Source organism: Stenotrophomonas maltophilia (assembly GCF_047782825.1).
Taxonomy (GTDB): Bacteria; Pseudomonadota; Gammaproteobacteria; order Xanthomonadales; family Xanthomonadaceae; genus Stenotrophomonas.
The window spans coordinates 3,777,342-3,796,482 of the sequence record NZ_CP180589.1; the positions used below are offsets into that span (position 1 = coordinate 3,777,342).

At 67.8% G+C, this 19,141-nt stretch carries 21 protein-coding genes; 9 read left to right on the forward strand and 12 right to left on the reverse strand.

All coding sequences use genetic code 11. The annotated features are described in order from the left end of the window. Positions 1–24 precede the first annotated feature (24 nt). From purD to purH, 4 genes are read right to left on the reverse strand one after another with little or no spacing between them, the layout of a single operon-like run. Positions 25–1,311: a phosphoribosylamine--glycine ligase gene (gene purD / locus ACM2ZB_RS17455; protein WP_416056376.1), complete on the reverse strand. Its 1,287-nt coding sequence runs from the start codon at positions 1,309–1,311 to the stop codon at positions 25–27. A gap of 53 nt (positions 1,312–1,364) precedes the next feature. Continuing rightward, positions 1,365–2,075 (reverse strand): RhuM family protein, encoded by a 711-nt coding sequence (gene rhuM / locus ACM2ZB_RS17460; protein ID WP_416056377.1) that lies wholly within the window; start codon positions 2,073–2,075, stop codon positions 1,365–1,367. A gap of 16 nt (positions 2,076–2,091) precedes the next feature. Next, positions 2,092–2,958 carry a hypothetical protein gene (locus tag ACM2ZB_RS17465; protein WP_416056378.1) on the reverse strand — a complete coding sequence of 289 codons (867 nt, stop codon included), beginning with the start codon at positions 2,956–2,958 and terminating at the stop codon, positions 2,092–2,094. A 16-nt stretch (positions 2,959–2,974) separates the two neighbouring features. Continuing rightward, positions 2,975–4,558: a bifunctional phosphoribosylaminoimidazolecarboxamide formyltransferase/IMP cyclohydrolase gene (gene purH, locus ACM2ZB_RS17470; RefSeq protein WP_416056379.1), complete on the reverse strand. Its 1,584-nt coding sequence runs from the start codon at positions 4,556–4,558 to the stop codon at positions 2,975–2,977. A gap of 181 nt (positions 4,559–4,739) precedes the next feature. On the opposite strand from purH, the gene ACM2ZB_RS17475 reads away from it, so the two are divergent. The 6 genes from ACM2ZB_RS17475 to ACM2ZB_RS17500 are packed head-to-tail and all read left to right on the forward strand — an operon-like array spanning position 4,740 to position 10,545. Next, positions 4,740–5,357 carry a CDP-alcohol phosphatidyltransferase family protein gene (locus tag ACM2ZB_RS17475; RefSeq protein ID WP_416056380.1) on the forward strand — a complete coding sequence of 206 codons (618 nt, stop codon included), beginning with the start codon at positions 4,740–4,742 and terminating at the stop codon, positions 5,355–5,357. Positions 5,358–5,391: 34 nt separating this feature from the next. Continuing rightward, positions 5,392–7,143: a bifunctional alpha/beta hydrolase/class I SAM-dependent methyltransferase gene (locus tag ACM2ZB_RS17480; RefSeq protein WP_416056381.1), complete on the forward strand. Its 1,752-nt coding sequence runs from the start codon at positions 5,392–5,394 to the stop codon at positions 7,141–7,143. Beyond that, positions 7,143–8,477: a phosphatase PAP2/dual specificity phosphatase family protein gene (locus ACM2ZB_RS17485; protein WP_416056382.1), complete on the forward strand. Its 1,335-nt coding sequence runs from the start codon at positions 7,143–7,145 to the stop codon at positions 8,475–8,477. Before ACM2ZB_RS17480 ends, ACM2ZB_RS17485 begins: the two co-directional genes overlap by 1 nt. Further along, positions 8,474–8,911: a hypothetical protein gene (locus ACM2ZB_RS17490; RefSeq protein ID WP_416056383.1), complete on the forward strand. Its 438-nt coding sequence runs from the start codon at positions 8,474–8,476 to the stop codon at positions 8,909–8,911. Before ACM2ZB_RS17485 ends, ACM2ZB_RS17490 begins: the two co-directional genes overlap by 4 nt. A 12-nt stretch (positions 8,912–8,923) precedes the next feature. Further along, positions 8,924–9,553, forward strand: coding sequence for a lysophospholipid acyltransferase family protein (locus ACM2ZB_RS17495; protein ID WP_416056384.1), 630 nt, complete (start codon positions 8,924–8,926; stop codon positions 9,551–9,553). Beyond that, on the forward strand, positions 9,550–10,545 hold the full coding sequence (locus ACM2ZB_RS17500) for a phosphatidate cytidylyltransferase (RefSeq protein ID WP_313440802.1): 996 nt from the start codon (positions 9,550–9,552) through the stop codon (positions 10,543–10,545). The genes ACM2ZB_RS17495 and ACM2ZB_RS17500 overlap by 4 nt, the downstream gene beginning before the upstream one ends. Positions 10,546–10,680: 135 nt before the next feature. On the opposite strand, the gene fis is transcribed toward ACM2ZB_RS17500, so the two are convergent. The 3 genes from fis to prmA all read right to left on the reverse strand — a co-directional run bounded on the left by fis (position 10,681) and on the right by prmA (position 12,838). Beyond that, on the reverse strand, positions 10,681–10,956 hold the full coding sequence (fis, locus tag ACM2ZB_RS17505) for a DNA-binding transcriptional regulator Fis (RefSeq protein ID WP_006397198.1): 276 nt from the start codon (positions 10,954–10,956) through the stop codon (positions 10,681–10,683). A gap of 115 nt (positions 10,957–11,071) precedes the next feature. Next, positions 11,072–11,875 carry a DUF3426 domain-containing protein gene (locus ACM2ZB_RS17510; protein ID WP_416056385.1) on the reverse strand — a complete coding sequence of 268 codons (804 nt, stop codon included), beginning with the start codon at positions 11,873–11,875 and terminating at the stop codon, positions 11,072–11,074. A 42-nt stretch (positions 11,876–11,917) separates the two neighbouring features. After that, complete coding sequence (gene prmA / locus ACM2ZB_RS17515; protein WP_313440963.1) at positions 11,918–12,838, reverse strand: 50S ribosomal protein L11 methyltransferase; 921 nt, start codon at positions 12,836–12,838, stop codon at positions 11,918–11,920. A 164-nt stretch (positions 12,839–13,002) separates the two neighbouring features. Here prmA and ACM2ZB_RS17520 point away from each other — a divergent pair, with 164 nt between their 5' ends. Further along, the gene (locus ACM2ZB_RS17520) at positions 13,003–13,968 is read left to right on the forward strand and encodes a hypothetical protein (protein WP_416056386.1); all 966 of its coding nucleotides are present in this window, start codon (positions 13,003–13,005) and stop codon (positions 13,966–13,968) included. Then, positions 13,965–14,339 (forward strand): hypothetical protein, encoded by a 375-nt coding sequence (locus ACM2ZB_RS17525; protein ID WP_313440796.1) that lies wholly within the window; start codon positions 13,965–13,967, stop codon positions 14,337–14,339. Before ACM2ZB_RS17520 ends, ACM2ZB_RS17525 begins: the two co-directional genes overlap by 4 nt. A 325-nt stretch (positions 14,340–14,664) precedes the next feature. Here the strand turns inward: ACM2ZB_RS17525 and accC are convergent, their stop codons facing one another. From accC to ACM2ZB_RS17550, 5 genes are all read right to left on the reverse strand, one after another. Continuing rightward, a complete protein-coding gene (accC, locus tag ACM2ZB_RS17530; protein WP_126930471.1) occupies positions 14,665–16,032 on the reverse strand; it encodes an acetyl-CoA carboxylase biotin carboxylase subunit in 1,368 nt (455 codons plus the stop codon). Between the two features lie 10 nt (positions 16,033–16,042). Further along, on the reverse strand, positions 16,043–16,522 hold the full coding sequence (gene accB / locus ACM2ZB_RS17535) for an acetyl-CoA carboxylase biotin carboxyl carrier protein (protein ID WP_416056387.1): 480 nt from the start codon (positions 16,520–16,522) through the stop codon (positions 16,043–16,045). A 54-nt stretch (positions 16,523–16,576) separates the two neighbouring features. After that, a complete protein-coding gene (locus ACM2ZB_RS17540; protein WP_416056388.1) occupies positions 16,577–16,996 on the reverse strand; it encodes a lysozyme inhibitor LprI family protein in 420 nt (139 codons plus the stop codon). Positions 16,997–16,998: 2 nt separating this feature from the next. Continuing rightward, positions 16,999–17,448 (reverse strand): type II 3-dehydroquinate dehydratase, encoded by a 450-nt coding sequence (gene aroQ, locus ACM2ZB_RS17545; RefSeq protein WP_416056389.1) that lies wholly within the window; start codon positions 17,446–17,448, stop codon positions 16,999–17,001. A 315-nt stretch (positions 17,449–17,763) separates the two neighbouring features. Continuing rightward, positions 17,764–18,474 carry a DOPA 4,5-dioxygenase family protein gene (locus tag ACM2ZB_RS17550; RefSeq protein WP_416056390.1) on the reverse strand — a complete coding sequence of 237 codons (711 nt, stop codon included), beginning with the start codon at positions 18,472–18,474 and terminating at the stop codon, positions 17,764–17,766. Between ACM2ZB_RS17550 and ACM2ZB_RS17555 the strand changes: the two genes are divergently transcribed. Next, a complete protein-coding gene (locus ACM2ZB_RS17555) occupies positions 18,473–19,099 on the forward strand; it encodes a hypothetical protein (protein WP_416056391.1) in 627 nt (208 codons plus the stop codon). The genes ACM2ZB_RS17550 and ACM2ZB_RS17555 overlap by 2 nt on opposite strands. Positions 19,100–19,141 lie beyond the last annotated feature (42 nt).

Genomic DNA, 19,141 nt, shown 5'->3' on the forward strand with positions numbered 1-19,141 from the left:
GCTGTGTAGTGGATCTACCAGGTCTCACCCCTCGCGTGCGATCGCGCGCCAGCCGATGTCGGTGCGGTGGAACTCGTTGGCCCAGGTCACCTTGGCCACGCCGGCATAGGCATTGGCCTGCGCGTCGCGCACGCTGTCGCCCAGCGCGGCCACGCACAGCACGCGGCCGCCGGCGCTGAGCACCTGGCCCTGCGCATCCAGCGTGGTGCCGGCATGGAACACCTTGGCATTGGCGGGCACGTCGTCCAGGCCGGAAATCACGTCGCCGGTGATCGGCGCTTCCGGGTAGGGCTTGGCGGCCAGCACCACGCCCAGCGACGGGCGCGGATCCCACTGCGCATCCACCTGGTCCAGGCGGCCATCGATGGCCGCTTCCACCAGGTCCACCAGGTCCGACTGCAGGCGCAGCATCACCGGCTGGGTCTCCGGATCGCCGAAGCGCACGTTGAACTCGATCACCTTCGGCGCGCCGCTGGCATCGATCATCAGGCCGGCATAGAGGAAGCCAGTGAACGGGATGCCGTCGGCGATCATGCCCTGCACGGTCGGGTTCACCACCTCGCGCATCACCCGGGCATGCACCTCCGGCGTCACCACCGGCGCGGGCGAGTAGGCGCCCATGCCACCGGTGTTCGGGCCGGTGTCGCCGTCGCCGACGCGCTTGTGGTCCTGCGAGGTGGCCATCGGCAGCGCGTGCACGCCGTCGACCATCGAAATGAAGCTGGCTTCCTCGCCATCAAGGAATTCCTCGATGACCACGCGCGCGCCGGCATCGCCGAAGGCGTTGCCCGAGAGCATGTCACGCACCGCATCCTCGGCCTCGGCCTGGGTCATCGCCACGATCACGCCCTTGCCGGCCGCCAGGCCATCGGCCTTGACCACGATCGGCGCGCCCTTGTCGCGGATGTAGGCCAGCGCCGCGTCCACCTCGGTGTGCACGGCATAGAACGCGGTGGGGATGTTGTGGCGGGCCAGGAAATCCTTGGCGTAGGCCTTGCTGCCTTCCAGCTGCGCGGCGGCGGCGGTCGGCCCGAAGATGCGCAGGCCGGCTGCGCGGAAGCGGTCGACCACGCCGGCCACCAGCGGCACTTCCGGGCCGACCACGGTCAGCGCCACGCCTTCGGCCTGAGCCAGCGCCAGCAGGCCATCAATGTCGGTCACCTTCACCGCCACGTTGCGGCACTTGTCTTCGTTGGCGGTGCCGGCGTTGCCGGGCGCCACGATCACTTCGGTGACACGGGAGGACTGGGCCAGCTTCCATGCCAGGGCGTGTTCGCGGCCGCCAGAGCCGATGACAAGAATCTTCTTCATGTGGGAAGTATCCGAACGGAGAAATCAGGAGGGAGGACGGTGGAGGGGGATGCTCAATCCTCGCGCTTCAGCGCAGGGTTGGTCAGTGCTTTTGCTTCTGCTTCGAGTTGGCGCAGGTCTTCGATCGCCTCCTGCTCGGCCTCGCCCAGCTCCTTGTTGCGGCGATGTCGATCGAACACCCCGTAGCGCTCGGCAATGATCGCTTCCATCTGCTGGTGCGAGACGTGGCCCGCACCTTCCAGGATTGCGCGCTCATTGAAATCGAGGAATCGATCAGTCTGGGTCAGCCAGTCGGCCATGCGCATCTCGATGCGGCGCTCGGCGCGGTCCTCCGCGAAATCCAGGAACATGGTAACCAGGCGATTAAGCTGCTCCAGCTCCTGCTGACCGAGGTAATTCTTGGAAACCACGGCATCGGATTTCCTGATGCGCTCGCCTTGCCAATGGGTCAGACTGCGTGGGGACCTCACCCGGAATCCGACCGCCAGGATCAATTCAAGTCGATAGGTTTTGACGTTGCGTCGGACGTCGCGGCCGCCCTCCCGACGAACCTGTAAGTAATCCTTACAGGTTGTGGACTCATCAATCTCACCCTCGTCATAGACGGCGCGAACGTGCTGGGTGATGTTCTGCGGTGTCGTATCAAACAGCTCGGCCATCTCGCCCTGGGTCATCCACACCGTTCCCTCCGCCGCGCGCAGGTGGACTTCCGTCCGGCCGTCGTCGGTGCGGTAGAGGATCAGTTCGCCGAGGGGACTGTTCATGGCCGGTCGATATGCCTCACTCGCAGCCCTCGCGTTGCAGCGCGTCGGGGAAGGCATAGGTCCAGGTCTTCGGGTCCAGCGTGAAGCGGTGCGTGCGCCGCACATTGCTGCCGCCGCAGCTGCTGCCGGTTTCCTCGATCAGCAGCGGCCAGATGCGCGCGCTGCGGTTGCTGTCGTCCATGCGCAGTTCGAATTCGATGTCGAACACGCGCGTGCGGCAGTCTTCGGCCTGCTCGGCGTCGTCGCAGTCGTAGGCGGCGGTGTTGTCGATGTGGCTGCGCACGTTGCCGGCATCCACCAGCCCGTTCGGGCCGGGCAGGATGAAACTCTGCGTCTGCAGCGAATAGCCCTGGCCATACCAGCCGCTGACGTTGCGGAAGCCGTAGAAGTCGCTGCCGAAGCGCATGATCTCGACGCTGCCCGGGCGGCCGCTGCTGCCAGAGGTGCCGCCGGTCAGCTCGGCTGCCACCTCGAAGCCGTCGCCGGCCGGGCGCAGCACGTAGTAGTCGATGGGGCCCGCGTCGGCGTGGCCGGCGTCGGCCAGTTCGCCGCACACCGCCAGCAGCTGCTGCCAGCTGTCACCGCTGACCACCGGCTGTTCGGCGCAGACCGCCCAGTCGACCGGGCGCGTGTTTCCATCCTGGGTCAGGTTGCTGCGCCAGCTGTCGGACAGCTGTGCGTCCTTGCCATAACGCGCGGTCAGGAAGGCCTGCAGGCGCGCGGTGCGGCTGACATGCCCGGCCGCTGCGGTGCTGGCCGCGGCGGGCGCCTCTGCCGGCGGGGCAGAGGCGGGTGCCGGCTCGGCGGCCGGCTTGCAGCCGGCCAGCAGGACCACGCCCAGCAGGGCGGGCAGAACCAGGGGTTTGATCGAAACTGCGGACATCCGTGTCGCTCCAGGATCAGTGGCGGAAGTGGCGAACGCCGGTGAACACCATGGCCAGGCCATGTTCGTCGGCGGCGGCGATCACTTCAGCATCGCGCATCGAACCGCCCGGCTGGATGACCGCCTTGATGCCGGCGGCAGCAGCGGCATCGATGCCGTCGCGGAACGGGAAGAACGCATCGGAAGCCATCACCGAACCCTCGACCACCAGGTTTGCATCGGCGGCCTTGATGCCGGCGATGCGCGCCGAGTACACGCGGCTCATCTGGCCGGCGCCGACACCGATGGTGCGGTTGTCCTTCGCATAGACGATCGCGTTGGACTTCACGAACTTGGCCACCTTCCAGGCAAACAGCAGGTCGGTGAACTGCTTGTCGGTCGGCGCCAGCTTGCTGACCACCTTCAGTTCGTCGCGGGTCATGCCACGGTTGTCCGACGACTGCAGCAGCAGGCCCGAGCCGACGCGCTTGCTGTCGAAGTTGTTCAGGCCATCACCGTGCGGGATGCGCAGCACGCGCACGTTGGCCTTCTTCTGCGCGTATTCCAGCGCGGCCGCCTCGTAATCCGGGGCGATCAGCACTTCAACGAACTGGCGGTCGAGGATGACCTTCGCAGTGGCAGCATCCAGCGGCTTGTTGAAGGCGATGATGCCGCCGAAGGCGCTGGTCGGGTCGGTGGCGTAGGCCAGCTCGTAGGCATCGCCGTTGCCGGCACCGACGGCCACGCCGCACGGGTTGGCGTGCTTGACGATGACGCAGGCGGGCGCATCGAACTGGCGCACGCATTCCCACGCCGCATCGGCATCGGCCAGGTTGTTGTAGCTCAGTTCCTTGCCCTGCAGCTGCTGGAACGTGGCCAGGGTGCCCGGCACCGGGTACAGGTCGCGGTAGAACGCGCCGCTCTGGTGCGGGTTCTCGCCGTAGCGCAGGTCCATCACCTTCACGAAGGTGGAATTCATCTGCGCCGGGTACTCGGCACGCGCCGGCACGGCGGCGTCGGTGGCGGTGACCGCCGACAGGTAGTTGCTGATGGCCGCGTCGTACTGGGCGACGCGGTTGAAGGCGGCGACCGAGAAGGCGAAACGGGTGGCGGCCGACAGCTGGCCATCGTTGGCGTCCAGCGAGGCCAGCAGTTCGGCGTACTGCGACGGGTCGGTGGCCACTGCCACGCGGGCGAAGTTCTTGGCTGCCGAGCGCAGCATGGCGGGGCCGCCGATGTCGATGTTCTCCACCGCGTCGGCCAGGCTGCAGTCGGCCTTGGCGGTGACCGCTTCGAACGGGTACAGGTTCAGCACCAGCAGGTCGATGGCACCGATGCCGTGCTCGGCCATGACCGCGTCATCCAGGCCCGAACGGCCCAGCAGTCCGCCGTGCACCATCGGGTGCAGGGTCTTGACCCGGCCGTCCATCATTTCCGGGAACCCGGTGACGTCGGCCACGTCCTTCACGGCCAGGCCCGCCTCGCGGATCGCCTTGGCGGTGCCGCCGGTGGACAACAGCTCGACGCCGTGGGCAGCCAGCGCGGTGGCCAGCTCGACCAGGCCGGTCTTGTCGGAAACGGAGAGGAGGGCCCGACGGACGGGCAACAGATCAGCAGTCATGGGGACAGGGCAATCGGCAGCGGAGCGGGGCCGATATTGTAGTTCGTGGGGGGCGGTGGCGGGCGCTGCCGGCGCGCTTTGCTGGCCCCAGAAGGGGAAAACGACCTGCATCGGCATGCCGGGCTGAACACGCCATGGGGTAGGCTATGCCGGAACTGCCAAGGATCAGCGGGTTCAGATCGTGTCGATCTATGCTTTGAAAGGACGTTTCCAGGACCTCTTGCGTCCGGCCGTGCGCGGGCTCTACCGCCTCGGCATCACCGCCAATACGGTGACCGTGGCTGCGGCCGTGGTCTCGCTGCTGGTGGCTGCCGCCGTGTGGTGCTGTGGCCCGGCGCAGCCGCTGCTGTACCTGCTGCTGCCGCTGTGGATGCTGCTGCGCATGGCGCTCAACGCCGTGGACGGCATGCTGGCCCGCGAGTTCGGCCAGCAGTCACGGCTGGGTGCCTATCTGAACGAATTGTGCGATGTGATTGCCGACGCCGCGCTGTACCTGAGCCTGCTCAGCGTGCCGGGCGTTCGCCCCGAGGCGTTGTGGCTGCTGGCCTGGACCGCCGCCCTGAGCGAGTACGCTGGCGTACTGGGGCTGATGGTCGGCGCCAGCCGCCGCTATGACGGTCCGATGGGCAAGAGCGACCGTGCCTTCGTCATCGGCGCGCTGGGCCTGCTGCTGGCCTTTGAGTGGGTGGGCGCGATGACGGTGAGCGGCGTGGCTGCCGCCATGGCCGTGCTGTGCGTGCTGACGATGATCAACCGCGTACGCCGCGGGCTGCAGGAAGCGGCGCTTCCGCCGCAGTAATCAAGTACATACCAAAAGACAATCTGGAGATTGCATGCGTCAGGCGCAGGAACGGGAATTCCACAGCTTCGACCAGGTACCGCTGTTCTACCGGTACTGGGCGAGCACCACCACCACCACGCCGGCCAAGGCCATCGTGCTGCTGCATCGCGGCCACGAACATTCCGGCCGGGTCACCCACCTGGTCGATGAGCTGGACCTGCCCGACACCGCCTTCTTCGCCTGGGATGCGCGCGGCAATGGCCGTTCGCCCGGTGCGCGCGGTGATGCCCCCGGCTTCCCGGCGCTGGTGCGCGACCTGGACAGCTTCATCACCCATATCGGTGCCGAGCACGGCATCGCGGTGGAAGACATCGTGGTGATCGCGCAGAGCGTGGGCGCCGTGGTGGCCGCCACCTGGGTGCACGACTACGCGCCGCGCCTGCGCGCGCTGGTCATGGCTTCGCCGGCGTTCAAGGTGAAGCTGTACGTGCCGTTCGCGCGCGCTGGCCTGACCCTGATGCAGAAGCTGCGCGGCAACTTCTTCGTCAACAGCTACGTCAAGCCGCAGTGGCTGACCCACGACCCGGCGCGGGTGGAAAGCTACCGCACCGATCCACTGATCACCCGGCCGATTTCGGTGCGCGTGCTGCTGGGGCTGTACGAGGCCGCCGACCGCATCGTGGCCGATGCGCAGGCGATCAGCGTACCGGTGCAGCTGCTGGTGTCCGGTTCGGATTTCGTCGTGCACCGGGGCCCGCAGGACCGTTTCTACGAACGCCTGTCCAGCCCGATCAAGGAGCGCGTGCACCTGCCCGGCTTCTTCCACGACACCCTGGGCGAACGTGATCGCGCGCCGGCGCTGGCGCGCATCCGCAGCTTCATCCAGGCCCGTTTCGCCGAACCACTGCGCGAGCTGTCGCGCCGCGATGCGCACCGCCATGGGCCGACCTTCGAAGAGTCCGAGATCCTGGCATGGCCGCCGGAGCGCAACAGCCTGGCCGACCTGCGCTGGCGGGTGGTGCGTGGGGGCCTGCGCTTTGGCGGCACGCTCTCCGAAGGCATCGCACTGGGCCTGCAGACCGGCTTCGATTCGGGCAGCACGCTGGATTACATCTACCGCGACGAAGCGCGTGGCAAGGGCCCGCTGGGGCGCATGGTCGACCGCAACTATCTCGATGCGATCGGCTGGCGCGGCATCCGCATCCGCGGCCAGCACCTGCAGGAACTGCTGTGTGACGCCGCCCAGCGCCTGCGCGGGCAGGGCGCGCCGGTGCGCGTGCTGGACGTGGCGGCCGGCCATGGCCGCTATGTGCTGGAAGCGCTGGGCCAGGGCGAGCAGCGTGCCGAACGCATCGTGCTGCGTGATTTCAGCGATCTGAACGTGACCCAGGGCCAGGCGTTGATCGAGCGTCTGGGCGCGGCCGACATCGCCCGCTTCGAGCAGGGCGATGCCTTCGACCCGGTGCAGCTGGCCAAGGTTGATCCGGCACCGACGCTGGCGGTGGTGTCGGGCCTGTACGAACTGTTCCCCGACAACGATGCGGTGCTGCGCTCGCTGCAGGGCATCGCCGCGACCGTGCCGGCGGGCGGCTACCTGGCCTATACCGGCCAGCCCTGGCACCCGCAGCTGGAATTCATCGCCCGTGCGCTGACCAGCCACCGCGGTGGCGCGGCCTGGGTGATGCGGCGCCGGACCCAGCAGGAAATGGATGAGCTGGTGCGCCTGGCCGGGTTCGAGAAGGTGGCCCAGCGCATCGACGAATTCGGCATCTTCACCGTGTCGCTGGCGCGCCGGACCGCCTGATGGCGACGCTGGCCGCACCCCCGCTGGCCGTGGCAGGGCGCCCCTGGCGGCGCGCTCTGCTGTGGCTGGCCCTGCTGGGACCGTTCTTCTTCGCCAGCTATGGCTTCGCCAACTGGATGGCCGGCCGCCACGCCGGGCTGCCGGTGATGGCCTTCGCCTGGGAAACCCGCATTCCGTTCGTGCCGTGGACGATCGTGCCGTACTGGTCGATCGATCTGTTCTATGCCGTCTCGTTCTTCCTGTGCCGGCAGCGCCTCGAACTGGACCGGCATGCATTGCGGCTGTTCAGTGCGCAGCTGATCGCGGTCACCTGCTTCCTGCTGTGGCCGCTGCGCTTCAGCTTCCAGCGGCCGGAGATCGGCGGCGTGTTCGGCTGGCTGTTCGATGTGCTGCTGGGCTTCGACCAGCCGTTCAACCAGGCCCCATCGCTGCACATCGTGCTGCTGATCGTGCTGTGGGTGAAGTTCGCGCAGTATCTGCAGGGGCCCTGGCGCTGGGTGCTGCATGGGTGGGCGCTGCTGATCGGCGTCTCGGTGCTGACCACTTTCCAGCATCATTTCATCGATGTGCCCACCGGCCTGCTGGCCGGCTGGCTGTGCGTGTGGTTGTGGCCGGAGCAGGGCACGCCGCCGCTGCGGGCGTGGCGCACCGCGCGCGATCCGCGGCGCTGGCGCCTGGCGCTGTTCTACCTGCTGGGGGCCGCTGCCCTGCTGGTGCCGGTGCTGCTGCTGCGTGGTGCGGCGCTGTGGCTGCTGTGGCCGGTGGTGTCACTGCTGCTGGTGGCGCTGGCCTATGCCGGGCTGGGCACGGCGGTATTCCAGAAGCGCGCCGATGGGCGGCTGACGATGGCCGCGCGCTGGCTGCTGGCCCCCTATCTGGCGGCGGCGTGGATCAATTCGCGGCTGTGGACACGGCGCGCGCCGCAGCCGGTGGACGTCGCCGGTGGGGTGTGGCTGGGGCGCATTCCCTGCGCCGCGCTGCCGGCGCCGCTGCGTGGCGTGGTCGATGCTTGCGCCGAGCTGTCCTGCAGCGCGCCGGGCGCGGCCTACGCCAACGTGCCGATGCTGGATCTGGTGGTGCCCGCCGCCGCGCAGCTGCGCGAGGCCGCCGATGCCATCGAAGACCTGCGCGCGCACGGGCCGGTGCTGGTCTGCTGTGCACTGGGCTATTCGCGCAGTGCGGCCAGCGTGGCCACCTGGCTGCTGCGTACCGGCCGCGTCTGCAGCGCGGCCGAGGCCGTGGCGCGGGTGCGCGCGGCGCGGCCATCCATCGTCCTGCATGACGTTCACCTACAGGCCATCGCGGCCGCCGCCGCCGGGGAGAGCACTGCATGAGCACCGCTGCCGATCTGCCGATGATGCATCTGCTGCTGCGCCAGGGCCGGCTGCCCGCCGCGCTGTCACTGGGCCTGCTGCTGGTGGCGCTGCTGCTGCTGGGCATCGAGCCGGGCCTGGCGATGTTTGCCGCCGGCCTGCTGCTGCTGAGCGTGGCGCTAGGCATGGTGCAGGCGTACTACGCGGTGCGCGTGCACCTGGATGCCAGCCTGCTGCAGCTGCTGCTGCGTGAGCGCCTGCAGGATGATGCTGCGGCCGAGCGGGTGGACCAGGCCCTGCATGCCGCCGGCCTGCGTCGCCACGATGCGCAGGCGCCGGTGCGTGGCTGGGATGGGCGCTGGGCGGGCATGCGCCGCCTTCTGATGCGCCAGTACGCGGCCACGCTGCTGCAGTTCGCGGTGCTGCTGGTGGCCGTGCTGTGGCCGCAGACCTGAGCGGGGGTGCCGATGTTCGCTGAACTGGTCGCGCGCGCCTGCAGTGGCGCGATCCATGTAGTGACCGGTGCACGCGCGCTGTGGATCGGCTGTGCGCCGTCCAGCGAGCATCGGGTCTACTACGGCAACCACGCCAGCCATGGTGATTTCGTCCTGATCTGGTCATCGATGCCGCCCGCGCTGCGGCGCCAGGTGCGGCCGGTGGCCGCCGCCGAGTACTGGCAGGGTGACGGCCTGCGCCGCTACCTGATCGATGCGGTGTTCAACGGTGTGCTGGTGGAGCGCGAAGCCGGCCGGCGCCAGCAGGATCCGTTGCAGGTGCTGCGTGATGCAGTGGATGAGGGGTGTTCGTTGATTCTGTTTCCCGAAGGCACGCGCAACGTCGGTGATGAGCCGCTGCTGCCGTTCAAGAGTGGCATCTACCATCTGGCGCGGCAGCGCCCGGAACTGGAATTCGTGCCGGTGTGGATCGACAACCTGAAGCGGGTGATGCCCAAGGGCCGCTTCCTGCCGCTGCCGCTGCTGTGCACGGCCACGTTCGGCACGCCGCTGCGGCTGCAGGCCGATGAGGACAAGGCCGCCTTCCTGGCGCGCAGCCGGCAGGCGCTGCTGGATCTGGCACCGAACGGGGGCAAGGCATGAGTTTCCTGATCGATGTGTCCGGTGACCTGGCCACGCAGAGCGTGGGCCAGCAGACCGGCCTGCTGTTTGCCGGCGTTGGCGCGGTGCTGGTGCTGGCAACCCTGGTATCGGAAACCCTGCGCTGGCGCCAGCGCGGCAACCCCAGCGCGGTCATCGCCAATCTGGTCTCGCGTATCCGCGCGTGGTGGGTGATGGCGGTCGTGGTGGGCGGTGCGCTGCTGTTCGGCCGCGCCGGCGTGATCGTGCTGTTCGCGATCATTTCGCTGTTCGCCCTGCGCGAGTTCATCACCCTGGCGCCGACACGTTCAGGCGATTACTACGCGTTGCTGGCGGCGTTCTACATCGTGCTGCCGTGGCAGTACTACCTGGTGTGGATCGACTGGTACGGCATGTACACGCTGCTGATTCCGGTCTATGCGTTCCTGTTCCTGCCGATCCTGTCGACCATTGGTGGCGACACCACGCACTACCTGGAACGCACGGCCAAGGTGCAGTGGGGGCTGATGATCTGCGTGTTCTGCATTTCGCACGTGCCGCTGCTGCTCAACCTGCACGTGCCCGGCCACGATCCGTCGCGCAACGTGCTGCTGTTCGCCTTCCTGGTGATCGTGGTGCAGTCCTCGGACGTGCTGCAGTACATCTGGGGCAAGCTGCTGGGCAAGCACCTGATCGCGCCGAAGCTGTCGCCGTCGAAGACGGTGGAGGGTTTCGTGGGCGGCGTGCTGAGTGCCAGCGCGCTGGGTGCGGCGCTGTGGTGGATCACCCCGTTCACGCCGCTGCAGGCCTTTGGCCTGTCGCTGCTGATCAACCTGATGGGGTTCTGGGGTGGCCTGGTGATGTCGGCCATCAAGCGCGACCGCGGCATCAAGGATTGGGGCCACATGATCGAAGGCCATGGCGGCATGCTCGACCGGCTGGATTCAGTGTGCTTCGCCGCGCCGGTGTTCTTCCATGTGGTGCGGTATTACTGGAAGGCCGGTGGGGTTGGCTGATCAGCCCGGGGTCGGATCCCTTCGCACGGCGAAGGGCTCTGACCCTGATTGCGATTCCGTCGGGCTTTCATCCACGCATGGCGTGGATCTACGGGGATACATCGGTAGCGCTGGGCCATGCCCGGCGGGCCGCGCTTACGCGCTGATGCCGTATTCCTTCAGCTTCTTGCGCAGGGTGGCGCGGTGGATGCCCAGCATCGCCGCGGCGCGGCTCTGGTTGCCTTCGCAGTGGTTGAGCACTTCCACGAACAGCGGGATTTCCATCTCGCGCAGCACGATCTCGTAGACATCGTCCGCGTCGCAGCCATCGAGGTCGCGCAGGTAGCGGCGCACGGACTGGGCGACATGTTCACGCAGCGGTGGCCGGGCAGCGCCACGACTGTTGTCAGGACGAGAAAGGACAGCGTTCAAGGGGGTTCCCGATTCGGTTGGCCCGTGCGCGCGGAGCGCGCGGCCGGACGAGGTGGTGGCGGTCAGTCTAGCGCGAGCGTGCCCGACCTGCCACGGCCGGACGCCTTCGTCCCGATCAAAGGAACTCGAAGGTGAATGCGACGGTGGAGGCGGCCGGTTCCTGCACGCGGAAGGCGATGCGCGCGCTCTGCCCCGGTTCCAGCAGGGCCGCACCCGGGTTCTCGCCCAGGTACTGCGCGGGTGGGAACACGCCGGTGCCGATCACCCGGCCATCGGCATCGGACAGTGACAGACGCAGGTCCGGCCACGCCTGTGCCCAGCGCGCATCGTTGCGGATGCTGGCCTGTACCTGCAGCACGCCGGCCTGGCCGGGCAGCGGCCGGATCTCGCGGCTGGTCATGGTCAATGCCGTGGGTTCGCGCCAGGCGGGCAGGCCGCAGCGCAGCACACCGCACAGCGCACTGACCCACGGGCGGTGGCCGGCATCGGCTGCCAATCGCGTTCTGTCGGCCAGCACGCTCTGCAGCACCAGCAACAGGGCCAGGCCTGCAACCAGTGCCCAATGCCAGCGCGGCGTCGGCAGCGCACGCGGGCGCACGCCCAGGAAGCTGGGCGCATCGCTGGCGCTACGAGGTGTGCTGCCCGACGAATCAGACGCTTCGATGACGGTGTCATCGGCCTGTCGCATGTCCGGTTGCGGTGCGGGCTGCAGATCCAGATCCCGTTCCGGCTCCGGTTCGAAGCGCGCATGCGCATCGGGCGCGGCCTGCGCGGGTACCGCTTCCTCGTGCAGTGGCGCAGCGTCGCCGGCCGGGGCCTGCGCGATGGCGTCGCCATCGGTCGCAGGCGGGGCTTCGGCTCCCGGCGCAGTACGCAGGAAGGTGGCCAGGGGACGACGCGGCGGGTTCGGCTCGGACATGCTCAGGGCGCGGGCTCGGATCCAGCGGTCATTCAACCACGATCAGGCGCGGCGTACGCCGGTGATGCGCATCCAGTCGCCATCCTGGGTGGCCTGCAGTTCGTCGAACCACACGGCGTAGCGCTGCAGCAGTTCGCCTTCCTGGCCATGCAGGATGCCCGACAGGGCGATGCGGCCACCGGCGGCCACGCGCGCGGCCAGCAGTTCGGCCAGCGCATCCAGCGCCGAGGCCAGGATGTTGGCGACCACGATGGGATAGGTCGCCACCGGTTCGTCCTGCGGCAGGTAGACGTGCATGCGCGCCTGCTCGCCATTGCGCTCGGCGTTGTCGGCGGTGGCGATCAGCGCCTGTGGATCGTTGTCCACGCCGATGGCCTGGCCGGCACCGAGCTTCAGCGCGGCCAGCGCCAGGATGCCCGAGCCGCAACCGAAGTCGAGCACGCGCTGGCCCTGCAGAACGCCATCGACGGCCAGCTGGTCCAGCCAGCGCAGGCACAGCGCGGTGGTCGGGTGGGTGCCCGAGCCGAATGCCAGGCCCGGGTCCAGGCGCACCACGGCGGCGTCGGCGGCCTGTGCGGCCTCGGGCAGTTCATGGTTCCACGGCACGATCCAGGTGCGGCTGCCGAAATCCATCGGCTGGAACTGGTCCAGCCAGGCGCGTTCCCAGTCCTCGTCCTCCACCGCGCGGAAGCTGCCGGTGCTCCAGTCCAGTTCCGGGTCGAAGGATTCCAGCGCGGCCAGCAGCAGCAGGGCATTGCTGTCGGCCGGGAACAGGGCGCTCAATACCAGGGTGTCCCACAGCGGGGTCTCGCCCACGCCCGGCTCCAGGATGGCCTGCTCGTTGCTGGTATCGGCTTCGGCATCCAACAGGGTGACCGCGAGCGCGCCCACGTCCTCCAGCGCGTTCTCATAGCGGGGCTGGGTGGCTTCGGTGCAGCGCAGGGTCAGTTCCAGAAACGGCATGGCGGTGGGGGCGATCGCGGGAAAGGGGGCCATGCTAGACCATCCGGCCGTCTCCGTATCCCTTGAGATGACCGATCCAGATGAACGAGGCCGATTCAGACAGGCCAGACGGGCCTTGCTAAACTGCGCTCTTTCATGCCCGCCCTGCCGCACCCCGCCCGCCGATGGCTTTCGCCCCGACCCTGAAAACCTGGTTGCTTGTCCTGCCGGCCGTGGCCGTGCTGGGTGTGGCCGGCTATCGGGTCAACGGCCATGGCCGAGCGATGACCGACACCGGGGCATCGGCGATGACGGCCGCAGCCGCCGACCCGGGCGTGGCGCTGGAACCGGTGGTGCCGCAGGCGCTGGCCCGGCGTCTGGCCGGTTTCGAGCGCAGCGCGGCGTTGCCGTCCGGGCTGCCGCTGGATATCCGCGCCGACATCGAAGGCGATACCGATCTGTTCGCCTATGCGCAGCGCTTGAAGGTGCAGGCCGAACAGGGCAACCACGAAGCGCGCTGGATGCTGAGCCGGGTCTACGACTACTGCGCGCAGTATGCGGTCGACCCGGGCGGCTACCGCCTGGACAACAACGTGCTGGCCGGTCTGGGCCTGAGCGCGGCACCGGCCATGGTGCAGGCGCGCGAGCGGGTGGCGCAGCGCTGCGGCGGCTTCGTGCCGGCTGACAAGTTGGGTCCGGCGCTGGTGTTCAACGAGCGCCGCCGTGCTGCCCTGCAGGGCAACCTGGCCGCCGAGGCCGCGCTGTTTGCCGACGGCGAGCCGCTGCACGACAACGAACAGTACCGCCGCGACCTGGTCGAGCGCGTGCGCGTGTCGCGTGATCCGGAGGCCTACATGGCGATCGCACCGGGCATGGGCCTGCGTGCGGCCGGTGACAAGGCGCTGACCGGCATGGTGTCCGGCGAGCAGTTGAGTGAACTGGCATGGCGGGTTGCCGCCTGCGAACTCGGTCTACCGTGTGGGCCGGACAGCGTGCTGGTGAACAGTTTTTGCGCGAATGGAGGGATCTGTTCGCCGGATGGGACACAGGATTTCCGGGATTTCGTGTATGACGCTGCGGTATCGCGGCAAGGTGCGGGGAAGATGAACGAATGGATCAGGCAATTGATTGGAAAGAGGAACGGGCGATGAACTACCGTCGATTCCTGCATGGGGCCAAGTTCTGGTTCTGGGTGGTGCTGTTCGTGGCGTACTCGGCGGGCGCGGTTGGCCTGCTGATGATCGACACCTATGAGGACCGCTACCGGCACCTGTCCAAGGTCGAGCTGACCACGGTGAAGGCGCAGGAAGACGTGCGCCGCGCCGGTGCCAGCCAGGTCGCTGCGGTGTACCGCTCGCAGAGCGGCATGCCGTTTGCTTCGCTGCCGGCCGGCAGCACCTTTCAGGTGGTCTGGCCCGATGGTTCGACCGAGACCATGGTCATCGTCGACCCGACCTCGCCGAACGGTGTCCGCCCGCTGGCCAATTCGCAGATTCCCGCCGAAGTCGCCGACAAGCGCTGAGCCGATGTTGTAGAGCCGAGCCGACGCTCGGCTGCTCTTGCGGCCAGCCGAACATGGGCTCGGCTCTACAGGAAGCAGAAAACGGAAATGGCCGCTGAGCCGATGTTGTAGAGCCGAGCCGACGCTCGGCTGCTCTTGCGGCCAGCCGAGCGTGGGCTCGGCTCTACAAGAAAGCAGAAAAAGGAAATGGCCGCTGAGCCGATGTTGTAGAGCCGAGCCGACGCTCGGCTGCTCTTGCGGCCAGCCGAGCATGGGCTCGGCTCTACAGGAAACAAAAAAGGGCGGGGAAATCCCCGCCCTTTTCGTGTCCAGCGTCTGCCGCCGATCAGGTCAACGCGATCGGCTTGTTCTTGCGTTCGGCCAGGCGCTTTTCCAGATAGTGGATGTTCTGCCCACCGGCCTGGAAGCCCTTGTCGCGCATGATGCGCTGCTGCAGGGCGACGTTGGTCTTGATGCCGTCCACCACCATCTCGCTCAGCGCCACCCGCATGCGGGCGATGGCGGTTTCGCGGTCCGGGCCGTGCACGATCAGCTTGCCGATCATCGAGTCGTAGTTCGACGGCACGCGGTAGCCACTGTAGATGTGGGTGTCCACGCGCACGCCGGGGCCGCCCGGCGGATGGAAGCCGGTGATGGTGCCCGGGCTCGGCACGAAGGTTTCAGCGTCTTCGGCGTTGATGCGGCACTCGATGGCATGGCCGGTCAGCACCACGTCGCTCTGCTTGATCGACAGCTTCTGGCCGGCGGCGATCTTCAACTGCTCGGCCACCAGGTCGATGCCGGTGACCATTTCGGTAACCGGATGCTCCACCTGGATGCGGGTGTTCATTTCGATGAAGTAGAAGCGGCCGTCTTCGTACAGGAACTCGAAGGTGCCGGCGCCGCGGTAGCCGATGCGCACGCAGGCCTCGGTGCAGACCTTGCCGATCTGCTCGCGCTGTTCGGCGCTGATGCCCGGTGCCGGTGCTTCTTCCACCACCTTCTGGTGGCGGCGCTGCATCGAGCAGTCGCGCTCACCCAGGTGGATGGCGTTGCCCTGGCCGTCGGCCAGCACCTGGATTTCCACGTGGCGCGGATTCTCCAGGAACTTCTCCATGTAGACCTCGCCATTGCCGAACGCGGCCTTGGCCTCGCTCTTGGTGGTTTCAATCGAGGTCTTCAGCGAGGCTTCGGCATGCACCACGCGCATGCCGCGGCCACCGCCGCCGCCAGCCGCCTTGATGATGACCGGGTAGCCGATCTCACGGGCGATCTTGGTGTTGGCGACGATGTCCTCGCCCAGCGGGCCGCCCGAACCGGGCACGCACGGCACGCCGGCGGACTTCATCGCGCGGATGGCTTCCACCTTGTCACCCATCATGCGGATGGTGTCGGCCTTGGGGCCGATGAAGATGAAGCCCGACTCTTCCACGCGCTCGGCGAAATCGGCGTTTTCCGACAGGAAGCCGTAGCCCGGGTGGATGGCCTGGGCGTCGGTGACTTCAGCGGCGGCGATCAGTGCCGGAATGTTGAGGTAGCTCTGCGGCGACGGCGCCGGGCCGATGCAGACCGACTCGTCGGCCATGGCCACGTGCTTGAGGTTGCGGTCGACCGTGGAATGCACGGCCACCGTGCGGATGCCGAGGGTGTGGCACGCGCGCAGGATGCGCAGCGCGATTTCCCCTCGGTTGGCGATGACGACTTTGTCGAGCATGGCGTGCCCCTCAGCCGATCACGAACAGCGGCTGGTCGAATTCCACCGGCTGGCCGTTCTCGCCGAGGATGGCGACGATGGTGCCGGACTTGTCGGCTTCGATCGGGTTGAACATCTTCATCGCTTCGATGATGGCCAGGGTCTCGCCTTCCTTGACCTGCTGGCCCACGGTGACGAAGGCCGGCTTGTCCGGAGCGGACGAGGCGTAGAAGGTGCCGACCATCGGCGAGCGCAGCACGTGGCCTTCCGGCAGCGCGGGGCCCGGCTTGGCGGTGCCGCCGGTGGAGGCTTCGGTCGGCGACTGCATCGGCATGGCCTGCGCAGCCGGAGCGGCCGGCGCGGCGTACACCGGGGCCGGCATCGGCGCGGCATAGCCGGCCACCGGGGCGCGCGACAGGCGCACGGACTCTTCGCCTTCCTTGATTTCGATTTCAGCCAGGTTCGACTCTTCCAGCAGGTCGATCAGCTTCTTGATTTTGCGGAGATCCATGGTGGCCTCTTTGCTCTTGATGTCAGTGTGGTGGGGAGCGCGGTTGCGCTCGGGTCAAATCAGTTCGTAGAACGCGCGCAGTTGCCGTGTACGGTCGCGCGTCTGGGTAATCAGGCATTGCATCTTCGCGGGGTTGCGCGAGGTGCCGTCTGCATTGAAGGCGTATACGGCCTCGCAGTCTGCATCGCGCAGGGTGATCCAGATGCGCTGGGCCTTCACCAGCTGCTGTTCGGCCGAAACGCAGCGGCTGCAGCTGCCATCGGCGGCCTGCGCCTTCAGTTCGCTGCGCGCCTGCGCGTAGACGGCATTCAATTCGTTGTCGGCGTCGTCCAGGCGATCGGAATCGCACATGTCGCGCTCGTAGCCGCCGCTGGCCTGGGCGCAGTCGATGCCCTGTGACGCACGTTCGGCGGCGGTGCCGGCACCGCACAGGCCCCCGCACAGCATGATGCCGGCAAGAATCCGCATCAGCATGCTCACGCTCCCGCCGCCTGCACGCGAGCCAGCGCCGCGTCCATCGCGTAACGGTAGCTGTCGGCGCCGAAGCCACACACCACGCCCACCGCCTTGTCACTGAAATAGCTGTGCTGGCGGAACGGTTCGCGGGTGTGCGGGTTGGACAGGTGGATCTCGATGAACGGCACGGCCACCGCCGCCAGCGCATCGCGCAGGGCGACCGAGGTGTGGGTGAAGGCGGCCGGGTTGATCAGGATGAACGTGGTACCGTCGCTGCGTGCGGCCTGCACACGGTCCACGAGCACGTGTTCGGCGTTGGACTGCAGGCTTTCCACGGCGTGGCCGGCGGTGCCCGCCTGGGCGGCCAAGGCCTGGTCGATGTCGGCCAGCGTGGTGTGCCCATAGACCTCCGGCTCGCGGGTGCCGAGCAGGTTGAGGTTGGGGCCATGCAGGACCAGCAGCTTCGCCATGGAGTCCGATCAACGGGAAAGGGCGGCAGTCTGGCGGAACCTGCGGATGCTGTCCAGTTCGGCGAAATTGCAGGTGTTTAAAGCGATCGTTTGAAAGTCGTGAAAGCGCTTGCGGCCGTATGGGTGGCGCCGGATCAAGGCGCGCTGAACGCCTTGGCGGCGGGGATGCCCGCACGTAGGCCGACGATGGCGTAGATCGACGCCATGCGTGGATGGCCGCTGCCGCGCCCGGTAGATCCACGCCATGCGTGGATGGCTGCCCCCGCCCCCACGTCCGGTAGATCCACGCCATGCGTGGATGACCGCGCTCCGCGCTCACGTCTCCAGCGGCACCGTCGGCACCACGTTCGGGAACACCTCTTCCAAGGGCTCGCTCTCGCCCGGCCTGGGCGCCGGCCAGTTGTAGGCGTTCACCGGCTGCGCGCGGTTCACCCACAGGGCGTAGTGCAGATGGTCGGCGCGGCCATCGCCCGTGTTCGGGTGGATGAGGATGGTCAGGCCCAGGCTGTTGAGCTGCAGCCACGGCACCAGCACCGGCAGCAGATCGTTGTTGAAACCAAAGTAGAAAGAGGGCGTGACGTGCGGGCCGCGCGGTTCCAGGTTCCAGTTGCCCAGCTCCACCGGGAAGCGCTCGGCCACCCAGCGTCGCAGCAGGGCGGCCTTCTGGTAACTGTCTTCGTCGAAATAGATATGTGCGTGGTAGCTCTTGATGGCGGTATAGGCGCGTGGCCGGCCGGGCAGCGGCGACTCGCCCGGGCGCACGCTGGCCGGGCGCGGCGTCGCTTCGGCGGCCGTGTCCTGGCCCCAGGGGCTGTGGCCCTGGGCCGGCGGCGGCACGATGGGGCGGAAGCCGGGTCGGCCGGGTTCGGTGGTGTTGGGCGCGGCGCTGGCCGTACTGGCAGCGGCCAGCCCGCCTGCGACCGCCCCAGCCGAGGCGATCAGGCGCCGGCGCGCGGGGGAGAGCAGGTCGGCCCAATGCGCGTCTTCAGCCGTGTCGAAAGGTGGGGCGGGGGTGTGCGGCGGCATGGCCTGCGTCCTGGTGGCAGAGCCGCCACGCTCGGCGATGGTGGCTGCACCGTCCAATAAGCAGCAGGCATCAGGTGATGCCGCGCATCTTCCGGGCGTCGCCGCGGTGCGCTACAACGTGCGACTGCACAACGGACGTGGCCTATCGATGAAGTGGCGTGAACCCTGGCTGCTGGGACTGCGGCACCAGTCGCGATTCAACCCTTTCCAGTGGGGGGTACTGAAAACCGCGCTGGGGGTGAGCGGATCTTTCGCTGTCCTCGGGGCGGTGACGCTGCTCACCCGGGAACGCAGTGCGAGTGATATCGCCCTGTCGCTGGCGATCTGCGTCGGCATGGGGCCCGCAATCGCATTGCTGGCCTACACCTTGAACTGGCTCACTCCGCGCAAGGTCGATCACGAACCGAATGGCATCGTCATCAACAAGGGCGAGAGCATTCTGCTCCTGCCCTGGCAGGCCATTGCAAGCTACGGTTTCGTCACGGTGGAGGGTGAAGGCGCACTGAGCCTGCGCGATCATGCCGGCGTCGATCATCGGGTGTTCCTGTCCGACCGGATGAGCCGCACGGTGATCGAGCGGACGCTGCGCGAGCACACTGGCCTGGTCCCGGGGCTGCCACGTTGAGTCGCGCTCGCGGCCGGGCTAGGGTGGCTGGGCCCCACACCG

What these genes read in the sequence shown, in the direction of transcription:
- purD (WP_416056376.1), bottom strand. Translation starts at nt 1,311, where the DNA reads ATGAAGAAGATTCTTGTCATCGGCTCTGGCGGCCGCGAACACGCCCTG.
- rhuM (WP_416056377.1), bottom strand. Translation starts at nt 2,075, where the DNA reads ATGAACAGTCCCCTCGGCGAACTGATCCTCTACCGCACCGACGACGGC.
- ACM2ZB_RS17465 (WP_416056378.1), bottom strand. Translation starts at nt 2,958, where the DNA reads ATGTCCGCAGTTTCGATCAAACCCCTGGTTCTGCCCGCCCTGCTGGGC.
- purH (WP_416056379.1), bottom strand. Translation starts at nt 4,558, where the DNA reads ATGACTGCTGATCTGTTGCCCGTCCGTCGGGCCCTCCTCTCCGTTTCC.
- ACM2ZB_RS17480 (WP_416056381.1), top strand. Translation starts at nt 5,392, where the DNA reads ATGCGTCAGGCGCAGGAACGGGAATTCCACAGCTTCGACCAGGTACCG.
- ACM2ZB_RS17485 (WP_416056382.1), top strand. Translation starts at nt 7,143, where the DNA reads ATGGCGACGCTGGCCGCACCCCCGCTGGCCGTGGCAGGGCGCCCCTGG.
- ACM2ZB_RS17490 (WP_416056383.1), top strand. Translation starts at nt 8,474, where the DNA reads ATGAGCACCGCTGCCGATCTGCCGATGATGCATCTGCTGCTGCGCCAG.
- ACM2ZB_RS17495 (WP_416056384.1), top strand. Translation starts at nt 8,924, where the DNA reads ATGTTCGCTGAACTGGTCGCGCGCGCCTGCAGTGGCGCGATCCATGTA.
- ACM2ZB_RS17500 (WP_313440802.1), top strand. Translation starts at nt 9,550, where the DNA reads ATGAGTTTCCTGATCGATGTGTCCGGTGACCTGGCCACGCAGAGCGTG.
- ACM2ZB_RS17510 (WP_416056385.1), bottom strand. Translation starts at nt 11,875, where the DNA reads ATGTCCGAGCCGAACCCGCCGCGTCGTCCCCTGGCCACCTTCCTGCGT.
- prmA (WP_313440963.1), bottom strand. Translation starts at nt 12,838, where the DNA reads ATGCCGTTTCTGGAACTGACCCTGCGCTGCACCGAAGCCACCCAGCCC.
- ACM2ZB_RS17520 (WP_416056386.1), top strand. Translation starts at nt 13,003, where the DNA reads ATGGCTTTCGCCCCGACCCTGAAAACCTGGTTGCTTGTCCTGCCGGCC.
- ACM2ZB_RS17525 (WP_313440796.1), top strand. Translation starts at nt 13,965, where the DNA reads ATGAACTACCGTCGATTCCTGCATGGGGCCAAGTTCTGGTTCTGGGTG.
- accC (WP_126930471.1), bottom strand. Translation starts at nt 16,032, where the DNA reads ATGCTCGACAAAGTCGTCATCGCCAACCGAGGGGAAATCGCGCTGCGC.
- accB (WP_416056387.1), bottom strand. Translation starts at nt 16,522, where the DNA reads ATGGATCTCCGCAAAATCAAGAAGCTGATCGACCTGCTGGAAGAGTCG.
- ACM2ZB_RS17540 (WP_416056388.1), bottom strand. Translation starts at nt 16,996, where the DNA reads ATGCTGATGCGGATTCTTGCCGGCATCATGCTGTGCGGGGGCCTGTGC.
- aroQ (WP_416056389.1), bottom strand. Translation starts at nt 17,448, where the DNA reads ATGGCGAAGCTGCTGGTCCTGCATGGCCCCAACCTCAACCTGCTCGGC.
- ACM2ZB_RS17555 (WP_416056391.1), top strand. Translation starts at nt 18,473, where the DNA reads ATGGCCTGCGTCCTGGTGGCAGAGCCGCCACGCTCGGCGATGGTGGCT.
- ACM2ZB_RS17550 (WP_416056390.1), bottom strand. Translation starts at nt 18,474, where the DNA reads ATGCCGCCGCACACCCCCGCCCCACCTTTCGACACGGCTGAAGACGCG.